Origin of the sequence: Rosenbergiella epipactidis (genome assembly GCF_018494055.1) — a bacterium.
Classification (GTDB): Bacteria; Pseudomonadota; Gammaproteobacteria; order Enterobacterales; family Enterobacteriaceae; genus Rosenbergiella; species Rosenbergiella epipactidis.
Map to the genome: position 1 here is coordinate 116,586 of NZ_JABBFQ010000009.1, position 17,716 is coordinate 134,301.

The 17,716-nt window shown below is 47.2% G+C and carries 17 protein-coding genes; 12 read left to right on the forward strand and 5 right to left on the reverse strand.

What is annotated here, in order from left to right:
- Nucleotides 1–27: 27 nt before the first annotated feature.
- The 4 genes from pckA to HGT71_RS13565 all read right to left on the reverse strand — a co-directional run bounded on the left by pckA (nucleotide 28) and on the right by HGT71_RS13565 (nucleotide 5,321).
- Complete coding sequence (gene pckA, locus HGT71_RS13550; RefSeq protein ID WP_214218242.1) at nucleotides 28–1,650, reverse strand: phosphoenolpyruvate carboxykinase (ATP); 1,623 nt, start codon at nucleotides 1,648–1,650, stop codon at nucleotides 28–30.
- Nucleotides 1,651–1,844: 194 nt separating this feature from the next.
- Complete coding sequence (gene hslO, locus HGT71_RS13555; RefSeq protein ID WP_048912904.1) at nucleotides 1,845–2,711, reverse strand: Hsp33 family molecular chaperone HslO; 867 nt, start codon at nucleotides 2,709–2,711, stop codon at nucleotides 1,845–1,847.
- A gap of 21 nt (nucleotides 2,712–2,732) precedes the next feature.
- Nucleotides 2,733–3,137, reverse strand: a complete 405-nt coding sequence (gene hslR / locus HGT71_RS13560; RefSeq protein ID WP_214218275.1) for a ribosome-associated heat shock protein Hsp15 — start codon at nucleotides 3,135–3,137, stop codon at nucleotides 2,733–2,735.
- Nucleotides 3,138–3,200: 63 nt separating this feature from the next.
- A complete protein-coding gene (locus tag HGT71_RS13565) occupies nucleotides 3,201–5,321 on the reverse strand; it encodes an IgaA/UmoB family intracellular growth attenuator (protein ID WP_214218243.1) in 2,121 nt (706 codons plus the stop codon).
- Between the two features lie 267 nt (nucleotides 5,322–5,588).
- Here HGT71_RS13565 and nudE point away from each other — a divergent pair, with 267 nt between their 5' ends.
- A complete protein-coding gene (gene nudE / locus HGT71_RS13570) occupies nucleotides 5,589–6,170 on the forward strand; it encodes an ADP compounds hydrolase NudE (protein ID WP_214218244.1) in 582 nt (193 codons plus the stop codon).
- 21 nt (nucleotides 6,171–6,191) lie between these two features.
- Here the strand turns inward: nudE and mrcA are convergent, their stop codons facing one another.
- A complete protein-coding gene (mrcA, locus tag HGT71_RS13575; RefSeq protein ID WP_214218245.1) occupies nucleotides 6,192–8,735 on the reverse strand; it encodes a peptidoglycan glycosyltransferase/peptidoglycan DD-transpeptidase MrcA in 2,544 nt (847 codons plus the stop codon).
- Nucleotides 8,736–8,852: 117 nt separating this feature from the next.
- Here mrcA and HGT71_RS13580 point away from each other — a divergent pair, with 117 nt between their 5' ends.
- The 11 genes from HGT71_RS13580 to HGT71_RS13630 all read left to right on the forward strand — a co-directional run bounded on the left by HGT71_RS13580 (nucleotide 8,853) and on the right by HGT71_RS13630 (nucleotide 17,707).
- Nucleotides 8,853–9,671: a type IV pilus biogenesis protein PilM gene (locus tag HGT71_RS13580; protein ID WP_214218246.1), complete on the forward strand. Its 819-nt coding sequence runs from the start codon at nucleotides 8,853–8,855 to the stop codon at nucleotides 9,669–9,671.
- Nucleotides 9,668–10,225 (forward strand): PilN domain-containing protein, encoded by a 558-nt coding sequence (locus HGT71_RS13585; RefSeq protein WP_214218247.1) that lies wholly within the window; start codon nucleotides 9,668–9,670, stop codon nucleotides 10,223–10,225. Before HGT71_RS13580 ends, HGT71_RS13585 begins: the two co-directional genes overlap by 4 nt.
- Entirely contained in the window at nucleotides 10,215–10,691 is a 477-nt protein-coding gene (locus tag HGT71_RS13590; RefSeq protein WP_214218248.1) for a hypothetical protein, read from the forward strand. The genes HGT71_RS13585 and HGT71_RS13590 overlap by 11 nt, the downstream gene beginning before the upstream one ends.
- The gene (locus tag HGT71_RS13595) at nucleotides 10,678–11,022 is read left to right on the forward strand and encodes a hypothetical protein (RefSeq protein WP_214218249.1); all 345 of its coding nucleotides are present in this window, start codon (nucleotides 10,678–10,680) and stop codon (nucleotides 11,020–11,022) included. Before HGT71_RS13590 ends, HGT71_RS13595 begins: the two co-directional genes overlap by 14 nt.
- Entirely contained in the window at nucleotides 11,022–12,278 is a 1,257-nt protein-coding gene (gene pilQ / locus HGT71_RS13600) for a type IV pilus secretin PilQ (protein ID WP_214218250.1), read from the forward strand. Before HGT71_RS13595 ends, pilQ begins: the two co-directional genes overlap by 1 nt.
- A 330-nt stretch (nucleotides 12,279–12,608) precedes the next feature.
- Nucleotides 12,609–13,130 (forward strand): shikimate kinase AroK, encoded by a 522-nt coding sequence (gene aroK / locus HGT71_RS13605; RefSeq protein ID WP_048912898.1) that lies wholly within the window; start codon nucleotides 12,609–12,611, stop codon nucleotides 13,128–13,130.
- A 42-nt stretch (nucleotides 13,131–13,172) separates the two neighbouring features.
- Complete coding sequence (aroB, locus tag HGT71_RS13610; protein WP_214218276.1) at nucleotides 13,173–14,252, forward strand: 3-dehydroquinate synthase; 1,080 nt, start codon at nucleotides 13,173–13,175, stop codon at nucleotides 14,250–14,252.
- Nucleotides 14,253–14,329: 77 nt separating this feature from the next.
- Nucleotides 14,330–15,397, forward strand: a complete 1,068-nt coding sequence (locus HGT71_RS13615) for an SPOR domain-containing protein (RefSeq protein WP_214218251.1) — start codon at nucleotides 14,330–14,332, stop codon at nucleotides 15,395–15,397.
- Between the two features lie 95 nt (nucleotides 15,398–15,492).
- Nucleotides 15,493–16,305, forward strand: coding sequence for an adenine-specific DNA-methyltransferase (gene dam, locus HGT71_RS13620; RefSeq protein WP_214218252.1), 813 nt, complete (start codon nucleotides 15,493–15,495; stop codon nucleotides 16,303–16,305).
- Between the two features lie 57 nt (nucleotides 16,306–16,362).
- Nucleotides 16,363–17,046, forward strand: a complete 684-nt coding sequence (gene rpe, locus HGT71_RS13625) for a ribulose-phosphate 3-epimerase (RefSeq protein WP_099823268.1) — start codon at nucleotides 16,363–16,365, stop codon at nucleotides 17,044–17,046.
- Nucleotides 17,030–17,707, forward strand: coding sequence for a phosphoglycolate phosphatase (locus tag HGT71_RS13630; protein WP_214218253.1), 678 nt, complete (start codon nucleotides 17,030–17,032; stop codon nucleotides 17,705–17,707). Before rpe ends, HGT71_RS13630 begins: the two co-directional genes overlap by 17 nt.
- Nucleotides 17,708–17,716 lie beyond the last annotated feature (9 nt).

Sequence of the window (17,716 nt, forward strand, 5' to 3'; positions counted from 1 at the left end):
CCCGTTAAAACGGGAGTGAGTGAAAGATTATGCGTGAAGTTGCGGCCCCGCGCTGACCAACGCTTTACCGGCTTCGGTATCCGTATAAGGCGCGAAGTGGTCGATAAATTGCTTCGCCAACGCTTCTGCCTTCGATTCCCACTCCAGAGCATTATTCCAACTCGATCGGGGATCAAGAATTGAAGGATCAATGCCTTGAATATGTTTGGGAAACTGTAAGTTAAAGAGCGGCAGGGTATGGCATTCAGCATGATCTAATTCGTCATGTAAAATGGCATTAATTAATCGACGAGTATCTTTTAACGATAGACGTTTCCCTTGTCCGTTCCATCCGGTATTGACTAAGTATGCCTTCGCCCCACTTGCCTGCATCCGTTTGACTAATACTTCTGCATAGCGCGTAGGGTGTAGCGTTAAAAATACCGCGCCAAAACAGGCAGAGAACGTTGGTGTGGGGTGTTTTACACCGCGCTCTGTGCCCGCTAATTTTGCTGTAAAGCCTGATAGGAAATGATACTGCGTCTGCTCTGGGGTCAATCTTGATACCGGTGGGAAAATACCAAAGGCATCAGCCGTTAAAAAGATGACTTTTTTTGCATGGCCAGCTTTCGAGATGGGGCGAACGATATTATCGATATGATTTATCGGATAAGAAACTCGGGTATTCTCGGTCTTACTGTCATCGTTGAAATCAACACTCCCATCTTGATTAACTACGACATTTTCAAGTAAAGCGTTGCGACGAATTGCTTTATAGATTTCAGGTTCAGCAGCTTGCGAAAGATTGATTGTCTTGGCGTAGCACCCTCCCTCGAAGTTGAACACTCCATCATCGTCCCACCCGTGTTCATCATCACCAATTAACTGGCGTAGCGGATCCGTAGAGAGTGTCGTTTTCCCCGTACCGGAGAGACCGAAGAATACCGCCACATCCCCCTCTTTACCGACATTGGCAGAGCAGTGCATGGACGCAATATTCTGCAGCGGTAACAGGTAGTTCATGACCGAAAACATACCTTTCTTCATCTCGCCGCCGTACCAAGTTCCGCCGATAAGTTGCATACGCTCGGTGAGGTTGAAGGCCACAAAGTTTTCCGAGTTAAGCCCCTGCTCACGCCACGATGGGTTATGGCACTTTGAACCATTCAAAACGACGAAGTTTGGCTCGAAGACCGCTAATTCTTCTGGGCTTGGGATAATAAACATATTGGTGACGAAATGGGCCTGCCAAGCGACTTCGGTCACGAATCTCACACTCAAGCGTGTTTCAGGGTTAGCCCCGCAAAAGGCATCCACAACAAATAATCGCTTTCCTGAAAGCTGTTCACATAACAGCCCCTTCAAGTGATCCCATATTTGGGGTGAGAGCGGTTGGTTAGCGTTTTTAGCAGCACTGGTGTCGTTCCACCATACGGTTTTCTCGGTGGTAGCATCACGGACGATATATTTATCTTTCGGGGACCGGCCTGTAAAAATTCCTGTATCGACCGCGACAGCACCAGATTGGGTGACTATACCTTTCTCAAAACCTTCAAGATCGGGTGATGTTTCTTCTTTAAAAAGTTGTTCATATGAGGGGTTATGGACAATCTCGATAGAACCAGTGATCCCAATAGCACTCAGATCGGGAAGCGGGGGTGTGGCTGACATGAGTCGCAACTCCTTCGATAAAAAAGTGGCTTAGCAAAAATACGTCAATGTCAGAAAAGTGTACCCTGAATCGTCGGGGGGAAAAGCAGGGAGGCAGTAAAGTGTGAGCGGCGTTAAATTACTACTGAAAAAAGGGAATTATTCAAAGGGAGCACAGAGAAGTAAGCGGGGTTATCACCCCGCTCACTGCCTCATTAATGGATTGAGGAGTTACTTAACGGCACGTCGTTACGGATATTGGCAACATCTACTGCATCATAGAGATAGTGGCTGCCGCAATAATCGCAATGCATATCGATTTTTCCATCTTCGGCTAAAATGGCGTCGATTTCTTCTACCGAAACGGTCTTTAGAACTTCGCCGCAGCGTTGTCGAGAACAGCTGCATTTAAATTGCACCGGCTGAGGATCGTAGACGGTTACCTCTTCTTGGTGGAACAGACGCCATAAAACATCGTTGGCCGGTAAACCAATAAGCTCTTCTTCCGTTACCGTTGTGGCAAGCGTCGCTAAGTGGGTGAGGGCTTCACTGTCTTTATCTTCGCTGGGTAACACTTGCAGTAAGATGCCTGCTGCACCTTGGGTATTATTTCTGATGATTAACCGTGTTGGAAGCTGTTCTGAACGTAGGAAATACTCTTCAATACACTCTGCAAACGTCGGTTTTTCTAGCGCGACAATACCTTGATAACGCTCACCTTTGGCTGGAGTAATAGTAATCACCAGGTAACCTTGACCTAGCATTTGCGCGAGGGTAGCGTCATCGTCTATCTCGCCACGAACCCGTGCAACGCCGCGTAACTCTTGTTTATCGTTACCGTTGATCACTGCCATAGCTAAGGGGCCTTCACCTTGTAATTGCACGGTGATATCGCCCTCAAATTTTAACGTAGCCGTCATTAAACTCGTGGTCACCAACATTTCTGCCATCAGTTTCTTAACCGCAGCAGGGTAGTCATGGCCTTCGAGGATAGCGTGTAGCGTATGGCTGACATTAACCAATTCTCCACGAACGGCGGCATCAGCAAATAAGTAACGGTGAAGTTGATCTTGGACGGACATTATTTTCTCTTTAGGGCGTAGTTATTCGCCCGTTATCTTAAATTTAATTAAATCACGGCGCTCTTTTTTATCGGGGCGACGGTCGGGATGTGGCATCGTTAATGCGTTCATCTTGCGTGCCTGTGCGATCGATTCGCGCTTAGCGATACTCTCTGCAGTTTCCTGATAGAGTTGCTGAGCTTCGGGTGCGCTACGGCGATGTTCACTAAGAGAGACGACGATGACGGTACGCAGATCATTACCTTGTCTGACTTGTACCTGAGCGCCAGGTTCCACCCATTTACTGGGTTTACTCCGTTGGCCATTATACTGAACCTTCCCACCCTCGATCATCTGTCTGGCAACGGCCCGCGTCTTATAAAAACGCGCAGCCCAAAGCCATTTATCGAGCCTAACTTTATCGGGAGCAGAATGTGTCTGGGTCATTTGCATGTGTGCCTCCTAGAGACAAACTAGCATAAGCTTAGCAGTAAGACTTAACCTTAACCATCATTCTTTAAAGTGACGTAAGAGAAGCGGCGAGGCATTTGCTATCGAGGCATTGTAGTCTTCTTGAATGCGTGCATTACGTGAGAAATGCGCGCGCAGGCGATGAATCCCCAAGACGGTATTGACTACCACCAAGATAACTAAGCAGGCCAAGAACAGGGTTGTGACGACATAACGCCATAAAGCATGGGTGTTGGGTTCTTGGTGGACGACAACGTGAATCGTCCCTTGGTTATCGTGTTGTAGGGACGTGATGATGCCGGATAAAGCAAAAGGTGTATTTAACAATTGTCCGGAAATACGCTGTAACTCTCTCCATTGCGCCGCCGGCGCTAAATCGAAGAGTGAGGTATCTGGCTGTTCTTGATCGACCAAGAGCTGACCTTGGCCGTTAACAAAGAGGTAGCCATTCTTAGGTAGGTGACTAAGGGATTCGATTGTTTTACGTGTTTCGTTGCTCATAAACGTTGTCGTGGCTGCATCGACAAGATTCGTTAAGTTTTGAGCACTATTTGGCCGAAGCAAAACATTTAAGCCATCAAGTTTTCCGGATTTTGCTTGGTCAACGAGGAGAGGCCAGTCTTTCGCATTCTCAAGGTTCACCAAGGCACTTTTCAAGCGCAGGCAATCATCTTCGGCAGAGCAAAGCTGTGCAGTTTTTAAAACAATATCGGAGAAATTATTCAGTAAGATCATCCCCGACTTCTGTATCGCAGAAGCAAGCTGTGGGTTGATCCCTTTCAGATCGTTCTCGGGAGCAAGCTGCTGTGAAGTGGTCGCCAGCAATGCCTGCGTCTGCTCAATGATCGGTGAGGAAGGTAAGCTATTGGGTAACTGTTTATTCCAATAGATGGCAGAACAATCGAAAGGTAAGAAGTCATAGGTTTGATTACTCTGATAAGTCTGCGGGACTACACACCTTCCCGTCCCTTTGATATTGATAACATCACCCACGTGCAATTTATGCTGCGTAAGTTGTTTGACATCCGTGACGGTGACGCGCTGTTCACCTTGCAGCCGCGCTAAGGCGATATTGAATGAGACGCCAGTGGGTAACCAGCTGGTGGTCATAATCAGTATAAGCAGTGATCCCGCGGCTAACGTCAGATTATGACGCCAATTTTGTAGGGGAAACTTTTTCACCTCTTGTGTGAGGGAGAGCAAAGGACCGTGTTGTACAACGCGGTTTTGACTATCAACTTCAATCACCGCCTCTTTACCAATATCTTGTTGGATATAGGGATACCAATGTTCTGGATAATGGAGATCAAGGATCCCTAAGGAGAGGCTCTGCTGTTTAGGATTGGCTTCGCCAAAAAGATCCCAAGGCTTAAGTAGGCCCCGCATTGTTCTAATTTCTTGTAAGTGGCTTCGCGGCGGGCGGCGATACATAATCCACAAACAGGGTAAAATAATGAGTAAGCTGGCGAGTAAGATCCACGGCATGACTTTTAATGGCGTCAATAGGCTGCAAAAAATCAGCAATAATGCGCAGCAAAGTATCAGTGCTTCACTGATATTATTCGCGTGGGTTAAGGTATATTCCTCGTGAGTTTGACGGCGAACATTAAGAATGGCTACGCGTTCACGGGTCTCTTTACGAATCGAGGTATCTGTGACAGCAGAGAGGTTTGTTTGCGGGCCAGTATGTTCAAGGTCGTGCAATAATGGGTGACCGTTAAGGCTTACAATCAAGGGTAACTGATTGGTGTAGACCAGTTCGATAGTATTATCAGCGGTGATAAAAGGTTGGCCATTGGGCGGTAAATGGACTTCGTACGCATCAAGATAGTAGCGGTTACGTTCTGGCACACCGGCTGACAGACTGTAATGTGTAATGGAGTGATTAAGCTTATAGACTGATTTGCCACGCAGCGTACAGGCGTTGCGAGGTAGGTTAACTTTGTCTAATAAGCGTTCAAGTAGTCCAATCGGTTTAGGTTGCCGCTGTTTTAGGTAGGCACGACAAAGTCTTATTTCTTCTTCAGTCAGCTGACGCTGGTCTAGGGTATTCAATTCTTGGTGTTGGGCGCGGAGCTGTTTTTTGGGTAGCAGTATTTTCGTCCAAACAAAGAGTATGCAGAACAAAATTACCAGCAGTAAGAAAATAAAAACACTCATGCGTTACCCAGAGCAAAGAAGTGATGGGCCTCATGGCCAGTAAAAGAGATCCAGTTCAATGATACCTATATCGGCGGAACAATAAATTAAATAATTGGCATAATCCTGTGTCAATCTAGTCCCGCGCAGTCTAATAATAAATCAGGATAATCTTATTATTATCCTCTTAAAAGCAATCAACCCCGTAAAGACCCGAAATTTGGGCTGGTTGCCTCTCGCTGGCTATGATTCAATAGCGGCATACTGATCATCATTACGAGGTAAACCATGTCCGCGCTAAAAAAACCGCAAATTTTGCGTATTGCAGAAGTCGCGAGCTCAAGGCTGTTTACTATTCAATCTGTCCAGCTTCGTTTTAGTAATGGTGTTGAACGTGTTTATGAGCGCATGAAGCCTGCTGGGCGTGAAGCGGTTATGATCCTCGCGCTGGAAGGCGATAATGTCTTGATGATTGAGGAGTACGCAGTCGGGATTGAGGGCTATGAGTTGGGCTTTCCCAAAGGATTGATCGACGCAGGCGAAACGCCTGAGCAAGCAGCCGTGCGAGAATTGAAAGAAGAGGTCGGAATGGGGGCTGAAAAACTGACGTCGTTAGGACAGGTTACTATGGCACCCTCGTATTTCTCTAGCAGAATGCATATCCTTGTCGCGGAGAATCTCTATCCTGAATGGCTAACGGGCGATGAACCCGAACCGCTAGTGATCCACCGCTGGCCAGTGTCTAGGCTAATCGATCTACTCAGTCACTCTCAATTCCAAGAGGCGCGGAACATCAGTGCAATGTTTTTATTAAGGGAATGGTTAGCGAAGCCGTCTCAGGCTTCAATGTTAAGCGAAGAGGTGGGCTAATCCATTAGCCCACAGTGAGGATTAAAATAAGTCTTGGCTCTCTGCGCCAGTTCCTATCGTCGTACTGGTTTCCTGTACCGAATACTCTTTCGGCTCTGTTCCAGTAATAAAGTATTCAGGACGGCTGTTCCCGCCACCGTGTGATAATTTACCCGTCGTTCTATCAATTGTGACCGTCGTGATCCCTTCTGGCGGTGTTAACGGCTGTAAAGGCACACCCTGTAGTGCGACTTTCATATAATCATCCCACGCCGGTTGGGCGCTTTTAGCCCCCCCTTCGTAACCCGAGACTTGATCGGCTATCGCTCCCGATGCGGTGGTACGGCCTAAGGCATGGCTAGGGTTGTCAAAACCAATCCATACCGATGTCGCAATACCAGGACCATAACCAGAAAACCATGCATCTCTGGAACTATTCGTGGTGCCGGTTTTACCGCCAATGTCATTACGTTGTAAATCACGCCCCGCACGCCATCCAGTACCTTGCCAACCGGGTTCGCCGAAGATATTAGAGTTCATTGCACTCTTAATTAAGAAAGAGAGCGGCGTACTGATTACATGAGGTGCATAGGGATCGGTATTTGAATCCTTATTGACAGTTTGTAAATCTGTTTGTGGCGCGCCATTCGGAACGGGCTGCTCAGCATGGGCCACATTCTCGGTTTGTGAATCGTCCAATCGCGCAACATCCGGTGTATTGGCATAGAGGGTAGGGGAATTACACTCTGGACAGGCGACTTTAGGATTTTCTTGGAACAATACCGTTCCTTGTTGATCACTAATCTTACTGATCAACCAAGGCTCCACTTGGAAACCACCATTGGTGAGTATTGCATAGCCTCTCGCAACCTGGATGGGGGTAAAGGAGGCAGCACCTAAGGCTAATGATTCTGTGTGGATAATATTCTGCTCAGGAAAACCGAAGCGTAAGAGATACTTGGCTGCGTAATCGACACCCATCGCCCGCATGGCACGTACCATCACGACGTTTTTAGACAGTCCAAGCCCTTGACGAAGGCGCATGGGACCTGCATAGACGTTCGGTGAATTATGAGGACGCCAATCTGAACCTGCGCCAGCATCCCATCGTGAGATAGGTAAATCGTTCAAGATAGTGGCTAAGGTAAGGCCTTTATCCATCGCGGCGGTGTAGAGGAATGGTTTGATGTTAGAGCCTACCTGACGTAATGCCTGCGTGGCACGGTTAAACATGCTCTGAGAGAAATCAAAACCACCGACTAGGGCTTTAATTGCCCCGTTGTGTGAATCTAATGATACCAGTGCTGAGTTAACCTGAGGCACTTGTGCTAACCACCACTCTTGACCTACAGCCCTCACCCAGATCAGCTGTCCTGTTGCGAGAACTTGGCTGACAGAACGAGGGGTTGCACCCTGTAAATTATCGTTTTTAAACGGTCTTGCCCAACGTACCCCTGCGAGAGATAGCGTCTGCTCCGTACCGTTTTTTAGTCTTACCTGCGCGGCATTACCGTCAACCTGCTGGACAACCGCCGGAATCAGTGGTCCGTAAGTGGGGTAGTTTGCCAGCGTTTGGTCAATCTTCTTGTTGTCCCAAGCAGATTGTCCATCGTGCCATAGGACCTTAGTCGGCCCACGGTAGCCATGGCGAATATCGTAGTTCAAGACATTTGTGACGACGGCTTGCTGAGCACCTTCTTGTAGCGTTCGTGTGATGGTGGTGGTGACTTGATAACCGTCGTTATAGGCATCTTCCCCATAACGTTTCACCATCTCTTGGCGAACCATCTCACTGATATAAGGTGCGGTAAAGGCAACTTGTGGTCCATGGTATTGTGAAATGAGTGGTTCGTTAACTGCCTGCTCATATTGCTGCTGACTGATATATTTCTGGTCTAACATTCTCCCCAGTACGACATTGCGTCGTGCAAGTGCGCGGGTATGAGAATAGAGCGGATTGAACGTAGAAGGGGCTTTCGGCAATCCGGCAATCATTGCCATCTGGCTTAAGCTCAACTCATTAATGTCTTTGCCGAAATAGACATGTGCGGCAGCACCAACACCGTAAGCACGTGAGCCGAGATAAATTTTATTTAAGTAAAGGTCGAGAATCTGATCTTTACTGAAAAGTTGTTCGATACGAATGGCGAGAAAGGCTTCTCTGATTTTACGCAACAGCGTTTTCTCGGGAGAGAGGAAAAAGTTACGCGCAAGCTGCTGAGTGATTGTACTCGCCCCTTGCGACGCCCTGCCCGAGAACAGCGCTATCGATGCTGCACGAAAAATCCCGATGGGATCTACACCATGATGTTCATAAAAACGGCTGTCCTCAGTCGCAATAAACGCATGGATAAGGTCTGGGGGCATTTGTTGCAAGGTCAAAGGGATACGGCGTTTTTCACCAAATTGCGCGATAAGCTCACCGTCTGCGCTATAGACCTGCATCGGTGTCTGCATTTTGACATCTTTAAGGGTATTTACGTCGGGTAATTGAGGTTCAATATATTTATATAAGCCATATATAGAGCCTACTCCCAGAAAAATGCAGCAAATAAATAATATGAATAAATACTTTAAGAACTTCACCTAAACTCTCTCACTCGAACGGTATTGGGTAGTTTATAAACAATTGCCTCGTAGTATAAAGGCATCAACGTTGCTTTGATACGTCAAAATATCTTATCGACCTTGGGAGGTTGGAAAATGTTTAGCCAAGGATGGCAAATAGGTCTGCATATTAATACGACGCAAGTCAGTGTCGTGGCAGTGAAATGGAAACATCATAAATGGTGCTTACAGGGCTGGTGGGTCTTCCCGTTAGACGAGCCGGTCTTCACCCCAACCGGATTGTTAGTCGTTACCCCAGAATTTAGATCAATTCTACTAACGCTTCGTAATCACTTCCCTTACCGCTATTCCTTACGCGTAAGCTACCCAGTGCAATGTGTTCTACTACGGACCATTGCGTTACCCAGCGCGACTTTACAAGGCTTGTCATTGGCGCGTTTTGTTCAACTTTCTGTGGAGCGCTTATTCTCCCACCTTCATGAGTTGACGTGGGATTACCGTTTAGGCCCAGATACCTCAGCGGAAATTAGTATCACGGTGACTAGGAATAAAGTGCTGAAGGACTATTGTGCTTTATTCGACGACGCTGGCTTAACCCTAGACGTCGTAGAGCTTGCTTCAACAGCGTTGTATTCGTTACTTGATCCCCAAAGTAGCAGTACATTAATCGTCGAAGAGGACGAAACCTGGTTATGGGCAACCTGTCATCAGCAATGCTATCACCACGGGCAATGTTTGAACGTCGACTTCCCCACTATCGGAGCAGTGACCAGTTCGCTCGCTATCAAGAGTGAATCCTATTTCTATGCGGGGATACAAAATGCAATTCAGCCGAAAAATATCGACGTCTTTAGTTTGCTTGGTTCCATCGCTCAATTTCCGCCAGTCATCAGCACTCGACCTGATTTAATCGTGGCCTTGGGACTTGCTTTACGCGAGGCAGACCAATTATGAGCGGTGTTAACTTACTTGAATGGCGACGCAAAAAGTTGTCCCAACGCAGCGTCAATATTTTGGCTACTGGTGTTTTACTCCTGATTTTCTTAGTGATAAGCACCGTTATTAGCCTTGATACCCTCCAGAAAAATCTCCATGAACTCGACACCCTATATAAGCTTTATCAACCGCTGATGACTCAACTGTCTGATCAGCTCGCACAGCAGCAGCAAGGGCTACAGCAATTGGAGCAAGCTGATCGGCACCGTCAGCAGTCAGAGGGCGTACGTGATGAAATGAATACCTACCGATTTTTTTTCCAGTGGCTAACTGACCATTTACCCGAATATTCGTGGCTAACCGCTCTGACTGTTGGGCGAACAGGGTGGATGATTACTGGGCAAAGTTTACAGTTGGAAGAGATTGAACAGTTTATTCACCAACTATTTAGCATTGAGCAGGTTAGGGCATTACATCTCAATGACCTTAAAAAAGAAGCGTGGTATTACGAATTTAGAGTCAGTTTCACCCTGCCAGCAGAGAGAGGGGACAACACGAAGAATGGAAAATAAAATCTGGATAAAAATCATTCACTCATCAAGGCCTAGACAATGGGGGGTTACTCTCGTAGCCGTGATGTTGTCAGGTATTTCTCTACTCTTTTATGGTGTGTTGCCCACGTATCACTCCCACACCAGACAGTTAGCGTTATTTCACAGCGCACGCGATGACGTGAACCAACGTCTAACACTCTATCGCCAAGCAAAACCTAATTACATGCTATCGAAACAACTGGCTCGCCTTGAGGGTGACCAAGGGGAGCTATTCCCACTGTTCATTTTGTCGTATGGCACGGCTGTTGCGAATTGGCAGGAAAGTGATTCCCAGCAAAAAGCTACACTGGTGCTCGGGTGGCAGGACTTTTTACAGTTTTGGCAACACTTAACTCAGCTAAACCGCAAGATAACGCCTGAACAACTACAACTCTCGGCGCAGAATGGCCCTATTTTGGTGAAGCTAACGTATGACAAAAAATAATATGACGCTTTACTGCCTTAGTCTTATATCACTGATAATAGCGGATCGCGCAGTCGCGAAAGATCCTTTCCAGCCTTTCGACGCCTCGCAATGTGCGGTATTCACAACGCAACTCAATGGTTGGCAACTCAATGCTGTGCTTATCAGCGCTTCCCAGCGCCACGCACTGATATCACATAAAGTATTGGGGATAAAAAAGGTGGAATTAGCCTCTCAGCCTTTTTCAATTTATGGACAGGTCACTCAGATCGAATTAACGCATATTGAATTTAGCGTATTCCCCCCTTGTCCGCCGAATCGGGCTACCCTGTCTTTTACAGGAGTTTCATGATGCCTTTAACCAAATTCTTCTTTTTTATATTACTGATTGTTATTGCCGGCAAGGCGCCAGCGAGTAGCAGAATATCGATTAATGCGGAGAATACGCCAGTTGCACAAATATTCTCCTTACTGGCTTCGGCCAAAGATCTCAATATCGTCGTCGATCCCGGAATTGAGCAATCGTTAACGCTGCATCTGGTCGATGTTGAATGGCAGGATGCGTTAACGATCATTCAGGAGTTAACCAACGTAGAGGTTTCTCATCACGCTAATATTTTAGTGGTGCGTGAGAAGACTTCTCAAGCCGCCGATAACGATCAAACGGCAGTTCTTTTCTCATCAGGGCAAGCGGAATGGGAACAAAAAGTGTTTAGTGTAAAGTTTATCGAGGCAGCTAAACTCGAAAAACAGTTAACAGCGCTGCCCTTTATACGATCGGGTGGGAAAGGCCGACGTTTTGTCGACCATGACCGACAACAGCTAATTGTGTGGGACGATGCAGAGACTCTCCGCAAAATAGAGCAGTGGATTGCCTTGCATGATCGCCCTCAGCCACAAATCGAGATCACTGCGCAGATGATTTCGATAAGCCAAGATAATTTACGTGAGCTTGGCGTGTCTTGGTTCAACGAGCCATCAAATATTGAGCCTGGAAAGTTAGCTAGGCACGAGTTTACAACGTCATTAGGCGTTGCAGCACCAACATTACAGGTTAAGACGGCTATTACGCGCATCGATAGCCGACTATTATTTCTCGAACTCTCCGCGTTAGAACAAGAAAACCAGCTAGAGATTATTGCCAGCCCCCATTTAGTGACCTCTCAAGGTCGGACCGCATCCATTAAACAGGGAACAGAAATTCCTTATCAAACGGTAAGCGGTAAAAATGAAAACCCAGTCATTAATTTCAAAGAGGCAGTGCTCGGGATGGAGGTAACACCTGAGCGAGTTGGGCAAGCGTCAATTCGTTTACGGCTAAGGCTTAACCAAGATGTCCCTGGGAAAGTATTGCAAGGTGATGGTAAAGGCCCCCCCTCAATCGAAAAACAGGAGATTACGACTGAAGTAGTAGTCGCCAATGGGACAACCCTTGCGTTAGGGGGAGTGTTTCAACAACAGCATCAACAAGGGATAGCAGCTGTGCCTTGGTTAGGGAAGATACCACTATTAGGCATTCTATTTCGAAAGCAGGCGCGGCAACATCAAAAAAGAGAGCTGGTGATTTTCATTACACCGCGTCTGTTACCTATGGGTAATATCCCGTAAATTCAGGATAGATTGAGGTTCACCGTTGACGTAAAGCGCTAATTAGCATAAAAGGTTATCAATTTTTAAGAACCTTAAGCACTGAGTTTAATAAATCATCACTCAAAGAGGCTGGATATAGTACTATAAGAGCGACTGACAGGAACGCTTCCCGGTCTATGCTGGTGAAGAGTTGCTGATAAATCATTTAATTGGTTGCCAAATGGTCTGGAGTGTTGAGATAATTTTTCACCTGACTCTTGTTACATGCTTATGAGGTCTCAGTTTCTGTCCCGTTGTCTATAGTGACTATGGGGTATCATCAACGAATTCTTAGTAGTACCGATAAAAATGGCAGAGAAACGTAATATCTTTCTGGTTGGGCCTATGGGTGCCGGCAAAAGCACTATTGGTCGTCAGTTAGCTCAACAACTTAATATGGAATTTTATGATTCCGATCAAGAAATTGAGCGCCGTACCGGGGCTGATGTGGGTTGGGTCTTCGATGTTGAAGGCGAAGAGGGCTTCCGGGATCGTGAGGAAAAAATCATCAATGAGTTGACTGAAAAGCAAGGCATTGTCTTAGCGACAGGCGGCGGTTCAGTTAAATCTCGTGAGACACGTAACCGCTTATCGGCTCGTGGCGTCGTTGTGTATCTTGAAACGACCATTGAGAAGCAACTGGCTCGGACACAACGTGATAAACGTCGTCCTCTACTGCAAGTTGATTCTCCTCCGCGTGATGTTCTAGAAGATTTGGCGGGTGAGCGTAATCCTCTGTACGAAGAGATTGCTGATGTGACCATCCGTACTGATGAGCAGAGCGCAAAAGTCGTCGCCAATCAGATCATCCATATGTTAGAAAACAATTAAGTTGATATACCGCAGTTAAATCAGTTGAGGGTCAGTAACATGATGCAGAAGATGATGGTTTCACTTGGCGAACGCAGCTATCCCATAACGATTGCTGCGGGCTTATTCAGTGACTCTGCATCTTACTGGCCACTAACTGCTCATCAATCGGTCATGGTTGTGACAAATGAAACGATTGCACCGCTCTATCTACAGCCCGTTTTAGCACAACTTGCCGCGTTAGGGATTAACGCTGACTCCGTGGTATTACCCGACGGTGAGCAATATAAGTCCTTATCAGTACTCGATACCGTATTTACTGCATTATTAGAAAAGCCACATGGCCGTGACACCACACTCATTGCATTAGGCGGTGGCGTGATTGGTGACATGACCGGCTTTGCTGCAGCTAGCTACCAGCGTGGTGTGCGTTTTATTCAAATGCCTACCACGCTGTTATCTCAAGTTGATTCATCGGTAGGTGGCAAGACTGCCGTCAATCATCCCTTAGGGAAAAATATGATTGGCGCGTTCTATCAACCTACCTCGGTTGTCATTGATCTTGATTGCTTAGCAACGCTACCGGCACGGGAGTTATCCTCTGGTTTAGCGGAAGTCATCAAATATGGTGTAATCCTCGACTATGCCTTTTTTGAATGGCTCGAAGAGAATATCGATGCGCTTCGACGCTTAGATCAAAAAGCACTGGCTTATTGTATTAGACGTTGTTGTGAACTTAAGGCTGAGATTGTTGCAGCAGATGAACGGGAACAGGGTAATCGCGCGCTGTTAAACCTCGGACATACTTTTGGTCATGCTATTGAAGCGCATATGGGTTATGGCAATTGGTTACACGGTGAAGCGGTCGCAGCAGGTATGGTCATGGCTGCACGTACCGCCGAACAACTTGGGACATTCAGTGCCTCATTAACAGAACGGCTCATCACGCTATTAACGCGTGCCGGACTGCCGGTTAACGGTCCACAGCAGATGTTGGCCGAAGACTACTTACCCCATATGATGCGGGATAAGAAAGTGTTATCAGGAGAGCTACGTTTAGTCTTACCGACCGGTTTAGGTAAGGCCGAGGTGCGTTCTGGAGTGGGACATGATACTGTTTTAGCTGCCATAACTAAGTGTTAGCTAAGGTAAGACAATAACTAATAATGTCAGCGGGGCCACGCGAGTGGTACTTAGCCGAATACGTATGAGGTGGATCAATGGATGACTTTCAACCCGAAGATGAATTAAAACCTGACACGAGTGATCGTCCTGCTCCTCGTGGTAAAAAACCTGCACCGTCCTCTAAGCTACCTATTTCCAAGCAGCATCTGATGATCGCTGTAGGAATCTTGGTACTATTGCTACTGGTTTTAGGCATTGGATCAGCAATGAATAGCTCGTCTAAGCCTAACGAGGCGGCTTCAGGTCAAGGTAACGAAAGGAACATCGACCTTTCTGGTAATGCGTCAGCAGATAACTCAACTGCTCCAGCGAACGATCAGTCATCACAACAGACGGATACGCAACCTGCCGCGCAAACACCCGTAGCACCAAGTGACACCACCTCTAATGGGGCGATGGAACCTACCAACGGCGTCTTACAAGATACTCAACCGTCAGCAGAGCAACCGGCAGCGGCTTCTCTACCAACCGCTGCGGCAACGTTGGATCGTAATGCAAAACTTAGCAATACGACGCAGACGGCTCAGCAACCGACGTCTAGTGACGCGCCAGCGCCTATGCCAGCGCATCGTTCTGCTCCGAGCGAACACCCTGTACGGGCTAAGGCACCTGTCACGCATACTGAGCCTCGCCAGCCGAGTCATCGTTCTGAAGTCCGTCATGTCGTACCGGAACATCGTGAGTCAGTTAGCCATCGTCAGCCTGAACACAATCAAGCGAAAAAAGCGGTGGCGCCTAAGGCACCTGTTAAGACAGCCGAGAAGCAGGCTCCTGTAACGACGACTACGTCTCAGCCAGCGAAAGCGCCGTCAGCCCCTGCTGCACCGACTCGGGAAGTCGTATCTGGTAAGGGATACACCCTTCAGCTGAGTGGCGCAAGTCGTGAAGATACGCTAAATGCTTGGGCTAAACAGCAGAAGCTTGCTAGCTACCAAGTTTATAAAACGACGCGTAATGGACAGGCTTGGTATGTCTTGACGACAGGTAATTACAACACGCCTGCAGAAGCCAAAAGTGCTATCTCATCTCTACCAGAAGCGGTAAAAGCTAAGAGTCCATGGGTTAAACCAATGAGCCAAGTTCGTAAAGAATCTGCTCAGTAATCTCAATAGGGCTGCTCATCGCAGCCCTCGATTTAAGCGCCAATCTGTTGTCCGGATAACCGCAACATCTCATAATTAATCTTTGATACGACAACATGAAGAAACATCGCGCTTTTTTAAAATGGGCGGGAGGCAAGTATCTCCTTTTAGACGATATCCAACGCCATCTACCAGAGGGTGACTGCTTAGTAGAGCCTTTTGTGGGCGCGGGGTCAGTCTTCCTCAACACAGACTTCAAAAAGTACTATCTTGCTGATATTAATAGCGACTTGATTAACCTCTACAGCATAATCAAGCACAGCAGTAGTCAATTCATTGCAGACGCTCGCGGCTTTTTTACGCCCGAAACAAATAATGCCGAGACCTATTACGCGCATCGTAGTTTGTTCAACCAGAGCAGTGATCCTTATTATCGAGCGCTACTCTTTCTTTACCTGAATCGACACGGCTATAACGGGCTCTGCCGCTATAATTTACGCGGGCAATTTAACGTACCTTTTGGTCGATATGTTAGGCCTTATTTTCCGCAAGCCGAACTTGAGTGGTTTGCGTTGCGTGCGCAGCAAGCGACGTTTGTGTGCGAATCGTATGTTCAAACACTCTCTCAGGTTAAACGAGGATCAGTGGTTTATTGCGATCCTCCTTACGCGCCGCTTTCACCGACGGCAAACTTCACGGCTTATCATACCAATAGCTTTTCTGCTAAGGAGCAAGCGCTACTCGCAGAATTAGCCCATAAGCTGTCACAAAAGAAATCGGTGCCTGTGTTAATCTCGAACCACGATACGGAATTGACTCGAAAATGGTATGAAGAGGCTACACTTCATATTGTTACCGCTAGGCGTTCTATTAGCCGCAGTGCAAAGGGCAGAACTAAGATTGATGAACTGCTAGCACTTTACACCTAATATCGTCGCGGTCACTCAGCAATGCTGAAACTGGAAATCATACTCTCGGAGAATTGCATGAAAAATTATTTAATTGCGCCATCCATATTATCCGCCGACTTTGCTCGATTAGGGGAAGATACGGCCAAGGCTATTGCGGCCGGGGGTGATGTTGTCCACTTCGATGTCATGGATAATCACTATGTGCCCAATCTTACGATGGGGCCAATGGTGTTAAAAGCGCTCCGCGACTACGGTATTACCGCGCCCATCGATGTACATTTGATGGTGAAGCCTGTCGACGCGCTGATTCCTGAATTTGCTAAGGCCGGTGCAAGTTTTATTACTTTCCACCCTGAAGCCAGCGAACATGTTGATCGCACAGTGCAATTGATTAAAGAACATGGCTGTAAGGCCGGTCTGGTTTTCAATCCTGCTACACCCCTTACCTACTTGGATTACATGTTGGATAAGATTGATATTGTATTATTAATGTCTGTTAATCCTGGATTCGGGGGGCAAAGTTTCATCCCTTCCACATTAAACAAACTTCGCGAAGTGCGTAAGCGTATTGACCAAAGTGGCTACGATGTTCGTCTGGAGATCGATGGTGGGGTGAAAGTCGACAATATCGCTGAAATTGCTGCAGCCGGCGCAGATATGTTTGTGGCGGGTTCCGCTATTTTTAATCAACCAGATTACAGAACGGTCATTGCCGAAATGCGTCGCGAAGTGGAGAAAGCCCATGGCTCATTCCACTGATATTCGCGGTATCGCTTTCGATCTAGATGGCACACTTATCGATAGCGCGCCAGGCTTGGCCAGCGCGATCGATTTAATGCTTGCCGATCTGCAACTTCCTGCTGCAGGTGTTGATAACGTGATCTGTTGGATCGGTAATGGTGCCGATATTATGGTCACTCGGGCGCTCACTTGGGCGCTTGGTGAAGCCCCAGATGACACGCAGCTTGCTCAAGCACGCAGCTGTTTTGACCACCACTATCTTCAGACCGCAGAGACGGGGAGTCAGTTGTTTGACCACGTCACGGACGTCTTAACGGCCCTACAGGCAGAAGATATCCCCCTCGCGATTGTCACCAATAAGCCAACGCCTTTTGTTCGTCCGTTATTAGAGAGCTTAGGAATTGACCACTATTTCAGTTTAATTATTGGTGGCGATGATGTGCCGGTTAAAAAACCTCATCCTGCCGCACTCTTTATGGTACTGGGGCAATTTGGATTACTGACCGAGCAATTATTGTTTGTCGGGGATTCGCGCAACGATATTCAGGCGGCGAAAGCGGCGGGCGTGCAATCGGTCGGGTTATCCTATGGCTACAACTATGGCGAACCGATCGAAGATAGCCACCCAGACCACGTTATTCACCAATTTGATCAGCTTATCTCCCTTTTAGGGAAGTAATTTCCAGGA